The organism is Yersinia sp. Marseille-Q5920 (genome assembly GCF_946902935.1).
Lineage (GTDB): Bacteria > Pseudomonadota > Gammaproteobacteria > Enterobacterales > Enterobacteriaceae > Yersinia > Yersinia rochesterensis.
Window position 1 is genome coordinate 191892 of sequence record NZ_CAMPQA010000001.1, and the last position, 16258, is coordinate 208149.

Sequence of the window (16258 nt, forward strand, 5' to 3'; positions counted from 1 at the left end):
AGCAAATAAAAAACCCGGAAAACCGGGTCTTTTAAGGTTGCTGACAAACGTCTTTTGTAGCCCGGGACTGGCGGGGCGACTGTACCTATGGGCGCTCCGACGGCTTACGCACTTGTATTTGAAACCAAGAGGGACCCATTCGGCACATTTCCCCGCGAATCAACTTTGTCAGCGGTCTTTTTATACCTTGCGGAACACCAAAGAACCGTTAGTACCACCGAAGCCGAAGGAGTTACACAGGGTGTACTCCAAATCTGTTACCTGGCGAGAGGCACCTGGAACAAAGTCCAAATCACAACCTTCATCTGGGTTATCCAGGTTAATGGTTGCCGGAATAGCCTGATCACGCAGCGCTAATACCGTAAAGATAGACTCAACCGCGCCTGCTGCACCTAACAAGTGCCCAGTCATGGATTTGGTGGAACTGACCATCACTTTGGTGTCTCCACCAAATACAGACTTAACTGCCTGCGTTTCGGCTTTATCGCCAGCAGGAGTTGACGTGCCGTGGGCATTGACATAGCCGATTTGAGAGGGGGTCACACCCGCATCACGCAACGCATTCACCATTGCCAGAGCTGCACCAGAACCGTCTTCTGGTGGAGAGGTCATATGGTAAGCATCGCTGCTCATCCCAAACCCAACAACTTCAGCATAGATTTTTGCGCCACGTTTTTTCGCGTGTTCGTACTCTTCCAGCACCATCATGCCTGCGCCATCACCCAGAACGAAACCATCACGGTCTTTATCCCAAGGGCGACTGGCAGCCTGCGGATTCTCGTTGCGAGTAGACAATGCACGCGCAGCACCAAAACCGCCGACACCCAATGGGGTACTGGCTTTTTCAGCTCCACCGGCCAGCATAACGTCAGCATCATTGTAAGCAATGATACGAGCCGCTTGCCCGATATTGTGGACGCCAGAAGTACATGCCGTAGCAATAGAAATGCTTGGCCCACGCATACCGAACATAATGGTCAGGTGGCCGGCAATCATATTAACAATGGTTGAAGGCACGAAGAATGGGCTAATTTTACGCGGCCCGCCTTTCACCAATGAGGTGTGGTTCTCTTCAATCAGACCCAACCCACCAATACCGGAACCAATCGCGGCACCGATACGAGGAGCATTGGCTTCTGTCACTTCAAGCCCGGAGTCTCGCATAGCTTGCATGCCAGCCGCGACACCGTACTGTATGAAGGCATCCATTTTGCGTGCATCTTTACGCGAAATGTAATCTTCACAATTAAAATCTTTTACTAAGCCAGCAAATTTCGTTGCATAGTCTGTAGTATCAAAATGGTCGATCAGGCTGATGCCACTCTGCCCGGCAAGAACAGCGTTCCATGTGGATTCTACTGTATTACCGACAGGAGACAACATGCCCAGTCCAGTCACAACAACTCGACGCTTAGACACGGTTGTCCTCCAGGGAGGGAAAATTACACTAGGGCAAAAAAAACTTAGGCGGTCAAATGACCGCCTAACTATCTATCCAAACTTAAAGCATATTCGCTTACTGCTGGTTAGCGTTGATAAAATCAATAGCTGCCTGAACAGTAGTGATTTTCTCTGCTTCTTCGTCTGGAATCTCAGTGTCGAATTCTTCTTCCAGAGCCATTACCAGCTCAACGGTGTCCAGAGAATCTGCGCCAAGATCTTCAACGAAAGAAGCACTGTTCTTCACTTCGTCTTCTTTAACACCCAGTTGTTCAACGATGATTTTCTTAACGCGTTCTTCGATAGTGCTCATACTCTTAAATTTCCTATCAAAACTCGCTTTCGCGATGGTTTTCGTAGTGTATAAAATGTTGAAAAAGATGCAACTAAATCTCGGCTGGTCAAACCACGATTTTACGCTATTTTGCGGTTTTTACCTCAAATAACGCAAATACTTTCGTGATTTTTAAATCATATACATGCCGCCATTGACATGTAACGTTTCACCAGAGATGTAGCTGGCCTCGTCAGAGGCTAAAAATGCAACAGCGCTGGCAATTTCTTTAGCTTGCCCAAGCCGGTTAGCTGGTACTTGGGCTAAAATGCCTGCGCGTTGATCATCTGTCAACGCCGTCGTCATGTCCGTCTCAATAAAGCCAGGTGCCACAACGTTGACAGTAATGCCACGTGAAGCAACCTCACGCGCCAAAGACTTGCTAAAACCGATCAGACCCGCTTTAGCTGCCGCGTAGTTAACCTGCCCTGCATTGCCCATTGTCCCAACTACAGAACCGATGGTGATGATACGCCCAAACCGCTTTTTCATCATAGCGCGCATTACCGCTTTTGATAGGCGGAACACGGAAGTTAGATTGGTGTCAATAATATCTTGCCACTCTTCATCCTTCATACGCATCAGCAGGTTATCACGCGTAATACCTGCATTATTCACTAAAATGTCGACTTCGCCAAATTCCGCACGAATCGTTGCCAGTACTGACTCGATTGATGCAGGATCCACGACATTCAGCATTAAACCTTTACCTTGGTCGCCCAAGTAGGCGCTGATGGCTTCAGCGCCCTTTTCACTGGTCGCGGTACCAATAACACGGGCACCACGCTCAGCTAATAATTCTGCAATCGCACGGCCAATACCGCGGCTAGCGCCAGTGACTAGCGCAATTTTACCTTCGAAGCTCATGTTATCCTCTTTTCTTAGTTTTCGAGCGCGTTGGTCAGCGTGGCAACATCGTTTACCGGTGCTGCAGCTAAAGTATCCACGATGCGCTTAGTCAAACCAGTCAATACCTTACCCGGCCCAACCTCTAACAGCAGCTCAACGCCTTCTGACGCCATGAATTCCACACTTTCAGTCCAACGTACCGGATTATATAACTGACGCACCAGCGCGCTACGAATAGCCTCTGGCGACACTTCAGCTTTCACATCGACGTTGTTCACCACCGGGAATAACGGTGCCTGGAACTCAATTTCTTCCAGTGCGACGGCCAATCTATCTGCCGCAGGTTTCATCAACGCACAATGGGATGGCACGCTGACTGGCAGAGGCAAGGCGCGTTTCGCACCGGCTGCTTTACAAGCCGCACCTGCGCGCTCTACCGCATCTTTATTACCGGCAATAACGACCTGTCCCGGTGAGTTAAAGTTGACTGGAGAGACAACCTGCCCAAGTGCTGATTCTTCGCACGCTTTGGCGATGGATTCATTATCCAAACCAATAATCGCGTACATGGCACCGGTGCCTTCCGGTACCGCTTCCTGCATCAGTTTACCGCGTAATTCAACCAGACGAACCGCCTGTTTGAAATCCAGCACGCCAGCACACACCAGAGCTGAGTATTCACCCAAGCTATGGCCCGCCATCATCGCCGGCAGTTTGCCGCCTTGATGCTGCCAAACACGCCAGATAGCAACAGATGCCGTCAGCAATGCCGGTTGCGTCTGCCAGGTTTTATTCAATTCTTCAGCCGGGCCTTGTTGTACCAACTGCCAGAGATCGTAACCCAGAACTGAAGATGCTTCACTGAAAGTCTCTTCAACTATCGGAAATTGTGCGGCCAAATCGGCCAGCATACCAAGAGATTGAGATCCCTGGCCTGGAAAAACACAAGCAAATTTCGACATTTTACTTTCCTGTTAAATCAAAGAAACCCTGTTAAATCAAAAGCGAACCAGCGCCGAGCCCCAGGTAAAGCCGCCGCCAAACGCTTCCAGCAGCACTAACTGCCCACGTTGAATACGCCCATCTCGCACGGCTTCGTCAAGTGCCGCCGGTACAGATGCTGCAGAAGTGTTGCCATGACGATCGAGCGTGATGACCACTTTCTCCATCCCCATGCCTAATTTTTTAGCCGTTGCGCTAATAATCCGCAGGTTAGCCTGATGCGGCACCAGCCAATCCAGCGCTGAACGATCCAGATTATTGGCCTGCAAGGTCTCGTCCACAATGTGAGCAAGTTCAGTCACCGCAACTTTGAAAACCTCATTACCGGCCATCGTGACATAGGCTGGCTGGTCTTGCTGCTGGCGATCCTGATACGGCAATGCCAGCAATTCCCCATACTTACCATCTGCATGCAAATGGGTAGAGAGAATGCCAGGTTGTTCGGATGCACCTAATACAACGGCACCCGCACCATCACCAAACAGAATAATCGTGCCACGATCTTCAGGATTCAGTGCTCGCGACAGTACGTCTGAACCAATGACGATAGCATGTTTGACAGCACCACTTTTCACGTACTGATCAGCAACACTAAGTGCATAGGTAAAACCAGCACAGGCGGCAGCCAAATCAAAAGAGGCCGCATCTTTGATGCCCAACATTTGCTGCACCTGACAGGCCGAGCTTGGGAAAGCATGGCTTGAAGAGGTGGTGGCAACGATAATCAGCCCGATATCGTCTTTAGCAATACCGGCCATCTCCAGTGCTTGTTCAGCCGCCTGGAAACCCATTGTCGCCACAGTTTCATCAAGGCCAGCAATACGCCGTTCACGAATACCTGTCCGAGTGACAATCCACTCGTCCGACGTATCCACCATTTTTTCTAAATCAGCATTACTGCGCACTTGTACGGGCAGATAACTCCCCGTACCGAGAATCTTAGTATACATGTACGATCAGTCACTCTTGGGTAAAACCGCTTCAAGGCGCGCTGCAATCCGTTGTGGGACTTGCCGCTGCACCGCCTGCACAGCCTGTTCGATAGCCACTGCGAATGCACGTTGATTCGCAGCGCCATGGCTCTTGATTACGATGCCCCGTAATCCTAACAGACATGCGCCATTATACTGGTCGGGGTTCAAATGACCGAACCGCTTAGCCACACGTTTTTGTAGCCAACGGCCAATAAATTTAAGCCACCAGGACTGTTTTTTGCCGTCGCCCGATGATTTGAGCAATGACAAGAACATTCTTATCACACCTTCCATGGTCTTTAGAGTGACGTTACCCACGAAGCCGTCACAAACCATCACATCAGTCTTGCCTGTCAGCAAATCATTGCCTTCAAGATAACCAATATAGTTGATCGCCGGTGTATTTTTTAATACTGCGGCGGCTTCGCGGATATTATCTAACCCCTTGCTCTCTTCTTCGCCAATATTGAGCAAAGCAACACGTGGGGTTTTTATGCCAACAACTTCTTCTGCCATCACCGAACCCATGACAGCAAATTGCACCAGCATCGTGCTATCACATTCAACATTGGCCCCTAAATCCAGTACCACAGTCTTGCTGCGCTGCTGATTGGGGATAACTGTCATCAATGCCGGGCGCTCTATTCCATCCAATGGCTTAATAAGCATCTTCGCCAACCCCATCAATGCTCCTGTATTCCCTGCACTCACACAGGCTGCTGCATCACCGTTTTTGACCAACTCCAGAGCTATACGCATGGAGGTACCACGGCTGGCACGAATAGCTTGTGAGGGTTTAGCATCGCTGGCAATAACATGCTCAGCGGAGATTACCTGTAACCTCTCCAGCAACAAAGGATCGGCATTAACAAGTAACGGAGTGATGGCGTCGGGATTCCCGACCAGCAGGAGTTTTAGCTTTGGATTAGAGGCCAGTGCCTGCAATGAAGCAGGCACTGTGACGTGGGGACCGAAATCCCCACCCATTGCATCTAACGCTAGGGTTAGACAAGTCAAGGTATCGCCTTGCTAAAGATTAGCAAGTACTACTCAGCCGATAACCTTGCGGCCGCGGTAGAAACCGTCGGCTGTGATGTGGTGACGCAGGTGAGTTTCACCGGAAGTTTTGTCCACAGACAGAGTGGCAGTGGTCAGTGCATCGTGTGAACGGCGCATGCCACGTTTGGAACGAGTGGGTTTGTTCTGTTGTACGGCCATTGACCTTACTCCTTAATTACTTTCTTTAAACTGGCTAATACGGCAAATGGATTCGGTTTCTCCACCTCTGCAGGCAGTTTACCAAATACCATGTCCGCCTCGGACACTTCACAGTGTTCAGAATCATGTACCGGAACGACAGGCAGTGAAAGAATAATTTCGTCTTCAATCATAGCCAACAGATCAACTTCGCCAAATTCGTCGACTTCGATCGGCTCGTACGCTTCCGGCAATGCCTCAGCCTGCTCATCATTGACGACCGGGCTAAAACAATACGTTGTATGAACATGGTGCGCAAACGTGCCACCACAGCGCTGACACATCAATGTTACATCGACGTCCGCATGACCTGTAATAACCGCCAGGCGCTGATTATCAATATTAAATGATAATGAGGCCACGACATCGCTGTCCACACTTACCACTGAGTCGGCTACTCGTGTAACCTGCTCAGGCGAATAGATACCTGCGTAATCTAAACGTTTCTGAGCGGTACGAACCGCATCAATGGTCAGGGGTAATTTTACCTTTTGCATAGGGCGCGCATATTAACTTTGTAACGACATAGAGTCAAAGAAAAAGGCCGTTTTACTGCACCTTTCACCAATATTCGCTTCCGAAGCGGAAGACAGTTTAAAATGTCTGATTCAATTACGCCACGGTTTATGGAAAATATTATGCCGCAATTAGTCCTTGCTTCAACCTCGTCATACCGCCGCGCATTACTGGAAAAGCTGCAATTGCCTTTTATCACTGCCGCGCCAGAAACCGATGAAACCCCGTTGCCCACCGAAACCGCGAGCGCATTGGTGCAGCGTTTGGCACAAGCGAAGGCCCAAGCACTGGCTGCGCATTACCCACAACACTTGATAATAGGTTCTGATCAAGTGTGTGTTATCAACGGGGGCATCATCGGCAAACCCCATAATCATGCCAATGCCGTCAAACAATTACACCAAGCCAGCGGGCAATGTGTCACTTTTTATACCGGACTGGCGCTGCTAAACACCGCAACTAATAGCCATAGTTGTCTTTGTGAAACGTTTGATGTTTATTTCCGCACCTTGAATAGTGCAGAAATTGAAGGTTATTTAGTGCGGGAAAAACCGTGGAATTGCGCGGGAAGTTTTAAAAGTGAAGGGTTGGGTATCACCTTATTTGATAAATTATCAGGCCGAGATCCAAATACCCTCATCGGCCTGCCGTTAATCGCCCTCACCCAAATGTTAATTGAGCAAGGGGTAAATCCATTACTTTAGAACTGATGGCCGTAAAACTGATGACTGTAAAACTAATAGCGCTATTTTAAATAGCGCTATTCTTGCGTAATACTGACAAGCAATGGCGCAATTGATTATCCAGCGGTGCTTCAATGCGCATGGTTTCACCGGTATTTGGGTGTTCAAAACGTAAAGCGGCGGCATGCAGGAATAAACGATGTAACCCAGTACCCTGTAATTGTGCATCAAATTCACGGTCACCATAGCGATCGTCAAAAGCGATCGGGTGGCCAGCATGCAGCGCATGGACACGAATCTGATGTGTTCGACCGGTAATCGGGCTAGCTTTAACCAGTGTGGCATGCTCAAAACGCTCTTCTATTTTAAAGCGGGTTTCTGATGGTTTGCCCTCGCTACTGACTTTCACCATGCGTTCACCACTTTGCATAATATTTTTCAGCAAAGGCGCTTGCACGGCTTTGCAATGTGATTGCCATTGTCCGCGCACCAAAGCTAAATAATCTTTCTGCATCCCTTTCAAGCGCAGTTGCTCATGTAAGGAACGCAAAGCTGAACGTTTTTTTGCAACTAATAAAACACCGGAGGTATCACGATCAAGACGGTGGACCAATTCCAGGAAACGCGCTTCCGGGCGCAGGGCGCGTAATGCTTCAATCACCCCGAAACTTAAACCGCTTCCGCCATGGACCGCAGTGCCGGAAGGTTTGTTCAGCACTAAGAGATAGTCATCTTCAAATAGAATGCAATCGGCTAACGCGGCAACTTTATCAAGTTTAGCTGATACCTGAATTTCTTCGCGCTCAGCAACCCGTACCGGCGGCACACGCACCACATCACCGTCAGCCAATTTATATTCTGGCTTAATGCGCCCTTTATTAACTCGAACCTCACCTTTGCGTACGATGCGGTAAATCATACTCTTTGGCACACCTTTCAATTTAGTGAGCAAAAAGTTATCGATCCGCTGACCGGCTTCGTCGGCAGAAATGGTGATTAATTGTACTACTGGATTATTCGTTTTCATGGGACGCGATTCTAAATACACCGAGGAATTAGCGCCACCCCTTTTTCTGTGCTTAACTGTCAATCTGGCTATTTAAAGATAACGTTTGCGTGCATTTATTGTTTAATAAGACAACGATAGCCGCCAACACTGTGAATACAGTAAAAGAATCTTTACCTAGACAGGTAAAGTCATCTTGCTATATCAGTGTCAGCAATGGAATAATGTGTTTAATTCTGCGTTGATTCTCGTTAGACCAAGAGACTTGTGGAATAATAAACTTTGCCTGATCACGCAAAAACGCAGCAATGGCGTAAGACGTAATGTGAAATCAAGCAATTAGCGGGCTGCGGGTTGCAGCTTGGTCGGCAAGTGGGTAAGGCTCTGTTGTCTTATATTCAGAAGCTACCCTTTATATAAAAAGCGCTGTTTTTCAGAAAGAAACACAGGCTTACCGAAATAATGCGCCCCTATGCAGGCGACAACCGTGAGGTTGACGGCTTTGCTAGAAGACTCGGGGTCATCGGTTTACCCGACCATGAGGTTATTTTGCCCGCAGTTCTAATGACAATGTAAAAATAACGAGTAAGTTAAAGATGAAAAGAATGTTGATTAACGCCACTCAGCAAGAAGAGTTGCGTGTCGCCCTTGTAGATGGACAGCGGCTGTATGATTTGGATATTGAAAGCCCAGGTCATGAACAGAAAAAAGCGAATATTTACAAAGGGAAAATCACCCGAATCGAACCTAGTCTGGAAGCCGCTTTTGTTGATTACGGCGCTGAACGACATGGTTTTCTCCCATTAAAAGAAATCTCTCGCGAATATTTCCCTAGTAATTATTCCTCTCATGGCCGCCCAAACATCAAAGATGTGCTGCGCGAAGGCCAGGAAGTTATTGTTCAGGTTGATAAAGAAGAACGCGGTAATAAAGGTGCCGCACTCACGACTTTCATCAGCCTGGCGGGTAGTTATTTAGTTTTGATGCCAAACAACCCACGTGCCGGGGGTATTTCTCGCCGTATCGAGGGTGATGACCGCACTGAATTGAAAGAAGCCCTATCCTCCCTGCAATTGCCTGACGGCATGGGCCTGATTGTTCGCACCGCCGGTGTCGGTAAATCTGCTGATGCGCTGCAATGGGACTTATCATTCCGTCTGAAGCATTGGGATGCGATTAAAAAAGCCGCTGAAGGTCGCCCTGCGCCCTTCCTGATCCATCAGGAAAGTAACGTGATTGTCCGTGCTTTCCGTGATTATCTGCGCCCGGACATCGGCGAAATCCTGATCGATAACCCTAAAGTTCTCGAACTGGCTAAAGAGCATATCGCCGCACTCGGTCGCCCGGATTTCAGCAGCAAAATTAAATTGTATAGTGGTGAGATTCCATTATTCAGTCACTACCAAATTGAGTCACAGATTGAATCTGCCTTCCAACGCGAAGTGCGTCTGCCTTCCGGTGGTTCGATTGTTATTGACACTACCGAAGCGCTGACTGCGATTGATATCAACTCCGCGCGAGCAACGCGTGGTGGTGATATCGAAGAAACCGCATTCAATACCAACCTTGAAGCTGCCGATGAGATTGCTCGCCAATTACGTCTACGCGACTTGGGTGGCCTGATTGTCATCGACTTTATCGATATGACACCGGTACGCCACCAGCGTGAAGTGGAAAACCGTTTGCGCGATGCCGTCCGTCAGGATCGTGCGCGTATCCAGATTGGCCGCATCTCCCGCTTTGGTTTACTGGAAATGTCCCGTCAGCGCCTCAGCCCGTCACTGGGTGAGTCAAGCCACCATGTGTGCCCACGCTGTAGCGGTACCGGTACTGTACGTGACAATGAATCCCTGTCACTTTCTATTCTGCGTTTGATTGAAGAAGAAGCGCTGAAAGAAAATACTCATGAAGTTCACGCGATTGTACCGGTACAAATTGCGTCGTATCTGTTGAACGAAAAACGTGAATCCGTCAATGCTATCGAAAAACGCCAGGGCGGTGTACGTGCAGTGATCGTGCCAAACGATCAAATGCAAACGCCGCATTACTCGGTGCTTCGCGTACGCAAAGGCGAAGAAGTCCCGACTCTCAGCTATTTGTTGCCACAACTGCATGAAGCAGAAATGGCGCAACCGCTGGAAGAAGCGACTATTGAGCGTAAACGTCCGGAACAACCGGCGTTGGCAACTTTCTCTCTGCCAACTGAAGTGCCGCCAGAATCAGCCCCTACAGCTACGCCGGTTGAGCCAACTGTTGCACCACAAAAAACTGCTGCGGCGGTTGAACAACCTGGTTTCTTCAGCCGTCTGCTCAGTGGCCTGAAAGGTATATTCGGCACATCAGAAGAAGAAATTAAACCGGTCGAAGTTGAAAAAACGGAAAACAGCGAAAATCGTCGCAATGATCGCCGTAATCCTCGTCGCCAGAATAATAACCGTAGAGATCGCGGTGACCGCACACCACGTGAAGGTCGCGATAACTCAAACCGTGATAACTCAAGCCGTGATAATAATGGCCGTGACAATGCTAACCGCGATAATAGCAATCGCGAGGGCCGTGAAGATCAACGCCGCAATAAACGCCCAACACAACAGACAACTGCGCCATTAGCGCAAACTGAAGTTGTAGAAGCGGATAAAGCACCGCGTGAAGAGCAGCCACAGCGCCGCGGTGATCGCCAGCGTCGCCGTCAGGATGACAAACGCCAGGCACCACAGGACGTTAAAGCTAAAGTTGATGACATTGATGTCATTACTGCGGCTGTAGAAGAAGTACAACCTGAGCAAGAAGAACGCCAACAGGTGATGCAGCGCCGTCAACGCCGCCAATTGAATCAGAAAGTCCGTATTCAATCCGCGAATGATGAGCTGAATGTTCTGGAAACGCCGATCACCGCCCCGGTTGCTCAGGTTGCTGCACCAGTAGTGCACGAAGAAGTGAAATTACTGACACAGACCAGCCCTCAGACCGATGATGATGCAACGAACGACCGCAATGCCAACAATGAAAATGGCATGCCACGTCGCTCTCGCCGCTCGCCTCGCCACCTGCGTGTCAGCGGTCAACGCCGTCGTCGCTACCGTGATGAGCGCTATCCAACACAATCTGCTATGCCGCTGGCAGGTGCTTTCGCCTCACCAGAAATGGCGTCGGGTAAAGTGTGGGTGCGTTATCCGGTTGCCCAGCAGGTTGAACAAGCCTTTGTGGAAAACCCGGTTGAAGAGCAATTGCCAGTAGAACGCGTGCAAGAAGTTGCAGCTGTAGAAACGTCAATCGCTATTGCTGCCGCACCAGTTGTTGTTGCTCCAGTGATTGTTGCTCCAGTGATTACTGCTCCAGTTGTTGCCACTGCCGTAGCTGAAATTGCCGTACCGACGCCACAACATAAGCCGGGGGGGTCATCCTCATCCGCCGCTGCCGTACCTGGCCGTGCACCTGTGGTCGTGGAAACAAAAATTGTAGAAACGACAATTGCAGAAACAGCAGTTATTGAGCCAGCAACAGTAGAAGCCACTGTTGAAAGCCGCGCGATTGAAGAACCTGTTCAGGTTACTGAAATAGCAACAGAAGCTGAAACTATCACGGCAACTGAGCCAGTGGTTGAAGAAGTGGCTGCAACAGAAACAGCAGTTGAAAAAACAATCGAGCCAGAAGCGGTTGTTGTAGAAACTGTTGTTGTGGAAACTGTGGTTGAAGAAGCTGTGGTTGAAGAAATAACCGAGCCAGAAGCGATTGCTGCGGAAACTGTAACTGAAGAGGCTGCAGTTGAAGAGGTCAATGTGACAGAAGAGGCCGTTGTAGCGCCTGTTGCCGTGGCAGCACCACAGCCGGTTGTCGCTCATCCTGAAGGTGTGCTATTTAAGCACTATGCTTCAGCACCGATGACTAAAGCACCTGCGCCTGATTACGTCCCAGCATCACCAACTCAAGGCCAATGGGAGCGCCCAGCCTTTGATTTCGCAGGAAAAGGTCCTGCGGGTGGCCATGCTGCTGTTACTCAGGCCACGGCACCGGCAACAAAACCACAATCGGTCGAATAATAGCAATATCATTCAGTCCTAATATTGCAAAACCCGCCATCTGGCGGGTTTTTTATTTCGCCGATAAATTCAAGCGATCTGCTTCACTTTCTTGATCTCAAGGCTTTCCAGCTTGCCCTCTAGTGCTTTAACAAATTCTTTGAAATGTTCAGTTTTGTTATGTTTTTCCAATGCATCATCAGACGCCCAGCGCTCGAAAAATATAAAAGAACCTTCTTGGCCGCTTTCGGTATGGAGATCATATTGCAGATTCCCCTTTTCCTCACGGCTAGGGTCGATAACCTGATGAACCGCCGCTTTAACTTCAGCAACAAACTCAGGTTTCGCCACTAAACTGGCAATGACACGGACTTCCATGATTATTCTCCCATCTGATATTTAATTAGCCTACTTGCCGATAAATCAATCACTCGTCCTGCAGGACAATGTGACTTGGCGCCTCCCTATAAGAGACCCTTTTTATATTATTTTCAACTGACCAAAATTTCCAACTAACCAAAAAATATTGTTTTCAACTTAACCGTAACAATCAGATGCATCCTAAGCGCTTTCCGCTTATCCTTATACCCCGCCGGAAACAGCACAAAAACCCATATCCTAAATAATTCGAGTTGCGAGAAGGCGGCAAGCGAGAGAGTCCCGATGAGCTTACATTTGTAAGTGATTCGGGTGATTGAACGCAGCCAACACACATGCAGCTTAAAGTATGACGGTATATATTTCATGACTGCGGAGCCCGTTAAATGACTGCACAACCTCAAACCCTGAAAATTCGCCGCCCGGATGACTGGCATATTCACTTACGTGATGACGAAATGCTCAGTACCGTGCTGCCCTACACTTCCGAGGCGTTTGCCCGAGCCATCGTCATGCCAAATTTGACCCCACCGATTACCACTGTTGCCAGTGCTATTGCTTATCGGGACCGTATTTTGGCGGCAATACCTACAGGTCATACATTCACCCCACTGATGACGTGCTACCTGACCAATACCCTGGATGTCAATGAACTGACCCAAGGTTTTGAAAACGGTGTATTTACCGCGGCCAAGTTATATCCGGCCAATGCCACCACTAACTCAACGCATGGTGTCTCTGATATTCCAGCGATTTATCCGCTGTTTGAACAAATGCAGAAGATTGGCATGCCGCTGTTGATCCACGGTGAAGTCACCGATGCCGCGGTGGATATTTTTGATCGTGAAGCGCGTTTTATTGAAACAATTCTGGAACCGGTACGCCGTAAATTCCCAGAATTGAAAATTGTCTTTGAGCACATCACCACCAAAGATGCGGCCGACTATGTGCTGGCAGGCAATCGTTTCCTTGGTGCGACCATCACTCCTCAACATTTGATGTTCAACCGCAATCACATGTTGGTGGGTGGGATTCGCCCTCACCTGTTCTGTTTGCCAATTCTGAAGCGGAGCACTCATCAAGATGCCTTGCGGCAAGCTGTGGCCAGTGGCTCAGACCGTTTCTTCCTTGGCACTGACTCTGCTCCTCATGCCAAACATCGGAAAGAATCATCTTGCGGCTGTGCCGGTGTTTTCAATGCCCCATCGGCGCTTTCGGCTTATGCCACTGTGTTTGAAGAAATGAATGCATTGGAACATTTGGAAGCTTTCTGCTCTTTGAATGGCCCGCGTTTTTATGGTTTGCCAGTTAACGAAGATTTTGTTGAGTTGGTTCGGAAACCTTTCCAGCAACCAGAGGACATCACATTAGGAAACGAATCTATCATTCCTTTCCTTGCCGGTCAGACCCTCAATTGGTCAGTTAAAGCCTGATAACACCAGCTGTAGAGCGCACTTTTCTCTGCAGCTGAAAATTTTTTTCTTAGTCAGTTGCGGCCTGAATATTTATGCTGTATAAATAAACAGTATAAATATTCGGAGGGCCAAGTATGCGTGTTGAAGTCTGTATTGATAAAAAAAACCAGTTACCCGCAGGTGCTATCGAAGCACTCACCAATGAATTGAGTAAACGACTGAAGACTAAATTCCCAGATACGACCACTGCGGTACAAGTACGTTATGCCAGTGCGAATAATCTTTCTGTTTTAGGTGGAGCCAAAACGGATAAAGACCTCATATCTGAAATATTACAAGAAATATGGGAAAGCGCGGACGACTGGTTCGACGCGGATTAACCCACTGCAATAGGCTGTCAATGACGGCGATATGTTGTAGATAAATGCAGTTTTTTGCCGGGGAGTCGCTCCTCGGCTTTTTTATATCAATGTATATTGGCCCTTTCCGTTTCACATTTTTTATTTTTAACTTTCGATTCATTAATCATCAGAAAATAAATAATTTGTAAATATCTGTAGATAATCGCCAAATTCATCAACGGTTGCGTATACTGAAAAAGCTCACTCAGTATTGGGCCGCATTGATCCTCATTAGTCACTACCGTTCAGTAACTACTATATAAGGGGTCTTTATGGACAGAAATGATGAAGTTATCCAGACTCACCCGCTCGTAGGTTGGGATATCAGCACTGTAGATGTATATGACGCGATGATGATACGCCTTCATTACCTGTCTTCCATGGATCAACCGCCAGAAGATGCGCTAGTTGATAGAACACTCTGGCTGACGACTGATGTTGCGCGACAATTAATAAATATATTAGAAGCAGGCATTGCTAAAATTGAATCATCAGATTACCAAGATTTGGATCACCGTAAGCATTAATTATCACCAGCAATTAATTTCTCAAAGCTCGTAAAAAGGCACCAGTGAATATCACTCGGTGCCTTTTTATTAACCGCTCCCACTATAATATGGTGAACATTCCTTTTGCTCTCTTGGCTCTCATGTTATTACTATCGTTTTAATTTTTATGACAACTTACTGCCTTTAATTTAAATCGCTCTGGTCATTTTCAGGATAAAACTGCGTTACAAATCAAACAATATTAAATAAGATCGGGCGTTAAATAGGGTTCGCGGTGATATTCAGCAGGGTGAAAAATATGGATTATGATTTGATTGTCATTGGTAGTGGCTCGGTCGGTTCAGCCGCAGGTTACTATGCCTCACAAGCCGGTCTAAATGTGCTGATGATTGATAGCGCAATGCCCCCTCACCAAGCAGGTAGCCACCATGGTGATACCAGAATCATTCGCCATGCATATGGTGAAGGCGAGAAATATGTCCCATTAGTATTACGTGCTCAAGCACTTTGGGATCAACTTTCAGCCCAGACTGGTGAAAAATTGTTCCAGGCCTGTGGTGTGCTTAATCTGGGGCCAGAGGATTCGGTCTTTCTAAAAAACTCACAATACAGTGCTCAACAATTTAATTTGCCGGTTGAGATCCTAAATGCTGCACAAATTCGTGAGAAATGGCCGGTATTTACTGTCCCGGATAATTATATCGGCGTGTTCGAACCGCATTCCGGTTTCCTCCGCTCAGAGTTGGCGATAAAAACACTGATAAAAACCGTCACTGAAGCCGGTTGTGGCATTCTATTTAACTGCCCGGTGACCGCGATTGAACCTCTGGATGAAGGCGTGGATGTCGTGACCATCGATGGTACCTACAGCGCTAAAAAAGTGGTTGTGACTGCTGGAACTTGGGTGAAGGAGTTGCTACCGCAATTGCCGGTAACCGCAATACGCAAAGTCTTTTCCTGGCACCATGCCGATGGCCGATACAGTGAAGGGAATCATTTCCCAGCATTCACGGTGGAAACACCGGACAATATTCATTATTACGGATTCCCTTCACAAAATGATGAATTGAAACTCGGTAAACATAATGGTGGGCAGCCCATAGAATCAGCGACACAGCGCAAACCCTTTGGCAGTTATGCTGAAGACGGAACAGAAGTATTTGGCTTTTTGCGTAATTTCTTACCCGGCGTGGGCGTTTGTTTACATGGTGCTGCATGCAGCTATGATATGAGCCCTGATGAAGATTTCATCATCGATACTTTGCCGGATAACCCCAATATTATGGTCGTGACGGGGTTAAGTGGCCATGGGTTTAAATTTGCTACTGCGCTGGGCGAGGTCGCTGCACTGTTTGCACAAGATAAACCATCACCTATTGATATTACTGCCTTTTCTTTGGCTCGATTCACGGATTCATAGCACTCATATCCGCAATTGACTCACTAAATTATTGCCAATGACTATTGAGACTTAA

16 protein-coding genes are annotated in these 16258 nt (G+C 48.0%); 6 read left to right on the top strand and 10 right to left on the bottom strand.

The features are described 5' to 3' along the window. Positions 1-180: 180 nt before the first annotated feature. The 8 genes from fabF to yceD form a co-directional block, all read right to left on the bottom strand. Complete coding sequence (gene fabF / locus OVO64_RS01020; RefSeq protein ID WP_038632266.1) at positions 181-1419, bottom strand: beta-ketoacyl-ACP synthase II; 1239 nt, start codon at positions 1417-1419, stop codon at positions 181-183. Between the two features lie 97 nt (positions 1420-1516). Further along, entirely contained in the window at positions 1517-1753 is a 237-nt protein-coding gene (gene acpP / locus OVO64_RS01025) for an acyl carrier protein (protein WP_002220787.1), read from the bottom strand. A gap of 153 nt (positions 1754-1906) precedes the next feature. Continuing rightward, positions 1907-2641, bottom strand: coding sequence for a 3-oxoacyl-ACP reductase FabG (gene fabG, locus OVO64_RS01030; RefSeq protein ID WP_038632263.1), 735 nt, complete (start codon positions 2639-2641; stop codon positions 1907-1909). 14 nt (positions 2642-2655) lie between these two features. Further along, positions 2656-3585: an ACP S-malonyltransferase gene (fabD, locus tag OVO64_RS01035; RefSeq protein ID WP_038632261.1), complete on the bottom strand. Its 930-nt coding sequence runs from the start codon at positions 3583-3585 to the stop codon at positions 2656-2658. 36 nt (positions 3586-3621) lie between these two features. Then, entirely contained in the window at positions 3622-4575 is a 954-nt protein-coding gene (locus OVO64_RS01040; protein WP_038632259.1) for a beta-ketoacyl-ACP synthase III, read from the bottom strand. A gap of 6 nt (positions 4576-4581) precedes the next feature. Continuing rightward, complete coding sequence (gene plsX, locus OVO64_RS01045) at positions 4582-5616, bottom strand: phosphate acyltransferase PlsX (RefSeq protein WP_071841715.1); 1035 nt, start codon at positions 5614-5616, stop codon at positions 4582-4584. Positions 5617-5649: 33 nt separating this feature from the next. After that, the gene (gene rpmF, locus OVO64_RS01050; RefSeq protein ID WP_002210931.1) at positions 5650-5817 is read right to left on the bottom strand and encodes a 50S ribosomal protein L32; all 168 of its coding nucleotides are present in this window, start codon (positions 5815-5817) and stop codon (positions 5650-5652) included. 5 nt (positions 5818-5822) lie between these two features. Next, the gene (gene yceD / locus OVO64_RS01055; protein WP_038632255.1) at positions 5823-6353 is read right to left on the bottom strand and encodes a 23S rRNA accumulation protein YceD; all 531 of its coding nucleotides are present in this window, start codon (positions 6351-6353) and stop codon (positions 5823-5825) included. Between the two features lie 141 nt (positions 6354-6494). Between yceD and OVO64_RS01060 the strand changes: the two genes are divergently transcribed. Beyond that, a complete protein-coding gene (locus OVO64_RS01060) occupies positions 6495-7076 on the top strand; it encodes a Maf family protein (protein ID WP_038632253.1) in 582 nt (193 codons plus the stop codon). A 46-nt stretch (positions 7077-7122) separates the two neighbouring features. Here OVO64_RS01060 and rluC read toward each other — a convergent pair whose 3' ends face one another. Beyond that, on the bottom strand, positions 7123-8082 hold the full coding sequence (rluC, locus tag OVO64_RS01065; protein WP_038632251.1) for a 23S rRNA pseudouridine(955/2504/2580) synthase RluC: 960 nt from the start codon (positions 8080-8082) through the stop codon (positions 7123-7125). A gap of 575 nt (positions 8083-8657) precedes the next feature. Here rluC and rne point away from each other — a divergent pair. Then, the gene (rne, locus tag OVO64_RS01070) at positions 8658-12101 is read left to right on the top strand and encodes a ribonuclease E (protein WP_145540628.1); all 3444 of its coding nucleotides are present in this window, start codon (positions 8658-8660) and stop codon (positions 12099-12101) included. Between the two features lie 69 nt (positions 12102-12170). On the opposite strand, the gene OVO64_RS01075 is transcribed toward rne, so the two are convergent. After that, on the bottom strand, positions 12171-12458 hold the full coding sequence (locus OVO64_RS01075) for a putative quinol monooxygenase (protein WP_267248532.1): 288 nt from the start codon (positions 12456-12458) through the stop codon (positions 12171-12173). Positions 12459-12844: 386 nt separating this feature from the next. On the opposite strand from OVO64_RS01075, the gene pyrC reads away from it, so the two are divergent. From pyrC to solA, 4 genes are all read left to right on the top strand, one after another. Then, positions 12845-13891 (top strand): dihydroorotase, encoded by a 1047-nt coding sequence (pyrC, locus tag OVO64_RS01080; RefSeq protein WP_050291271.1) that lies wholly within the window; start codon positions 12845-12847, stop codon positions 13889-13891. Positions 13892-14007: 116 nt separating this feature from the next. After that, positions 14008-14253 carry a DNA damage-inducible protein I gene (gene dinI, locus OVO64_RS01085; protein WP_038632241.1) on the top strand — a complete coding sequence of 82 codons (246 nt, stop codon included), beginning with the start codon at positions 14008-14010 and terminating at the stop codon, positions 14251-14253. Positions 14254-14546: 293 nt separating this feature from the next. Beyond that, positions 14547-14801: a biofilm formation regulator BssS gene (gene bssS, locus OVO64_RS01090; protein WP_032819502.1), complete on the top strand. Its 255-nt coding sequence runs from the start codon at positions 14547-14549 to the stop codon at positions 14799-14801. Between the two features lie 280 nt (positions 14802-15081). Further along, a complete protein-coding gene (solA, locus tag OVO64_RS01095) occupies positions 15082-16203 on the top strand; it encodes an N-methyl-L-tryptophan oxidase (protein ID WP_038632238.1) in 1122 nt (373 codons plus the stop codon). The last annotated feature ends 55 nt before the right edge of the window (positions 16204-16258 follow it).

Excerpts from the sequence above, each read along its gene's own strand:
- acpP (WP_002220787.1), bottom strand. The coding sequence starts at position 1,753 with ATGAGCACTATCGAAGAACGCGTTAAGAAAATCATCGTTGAACAACTG.
- fabG (WP_038632263.1), bottom strand. The coding sequence starts at position 2,641 with ATGAGCTTCGAAGGTAAAATTGCGCTAGTCACTGGCGCTAGCCGCGGT.
- fabD (WP_038632261.1), bottom strand. The coding sequence starts at position 3,585 with ATGTCGAAATTTGCTTGTGTTTTTCCAGGCCAGGGATCTCAATCTCTT.
- OVO64_RS01040 (WP_038632259.1), bottom strand. The coding sequence starts at position 4,575 with ATGTATACTAAGATTCTCGGTACGGGGAGTTATCTGCCCGTACAAGTG.
- rpmF (WP_002210931.1), bottom strand. The coding sequence starts at position 5,817 with ATGGCCGTACAACAGAACAAACCCACTCGTTCCAAACGTGGCATGCGC.
- yceD (WP_038632255.1), bottom strand. The coding sequence starts at position 6,353 with ATGCAAAAGGTAAAATTACCCCTGACCATTGATGCGGTTCGTACCGCT.
- OVO64_RS01060 (WP_038632253.1), top strand. The coding sequence starts at position 6,495 with ATGCCGCAATTAGTCCTTGCTTCAACCTCGTCATACCGCCGCGCATTA.
- rluC (WP_038632251.1), bottom strand. The coding sequence starts at position 8,082 with ATGAAAACGAATAATCCAGTAGTACAATTAATCACCATTTCTGCCGAC.
- rne (WP_145540628.1), top strand. The coding sequence starts at position 8,658 with ATGAAAAGAATGTTGATTAACGCCACTCAGCAAGAAGAGTTGCGTGTC.
- OVO64_RS01075 (WP_267248532.1), bottom strand. The coding sequence starts at position 12,458 with ATGGAAGTCCGTGTCATTGCCAGTTTAGTGGCGAAACCTGAGTTTGTT.
- pyrC (WP_050291271.1), top strand. The coding sequence starts at position 12,845 with ATGACTGCACAACCTCAAACCCTGAAAATTCGCCGCCCGGATGACTGG.
- dinI (WP_038632241.1), top strand. The coding sequence starts at position 14,008 with ATGCGTGTTGAAGTCTGTATTGATAAAAAAAACCAGTTACCCGCAGGT.
- bssS (WP_032819502.1), top strand. The coding sequence starts at position 14,547 with ATGGACAGAAATGATGAAGTTATCCAGACTCACCCGCTCGTAGGTTGG.
- solA (WP_038632238.1), top strand. The coding sequence starts at position 15,082 with ATGGATTATGATTTGATTGTCATTGGTAGTGGCTCGGTCGGTTCAGCC.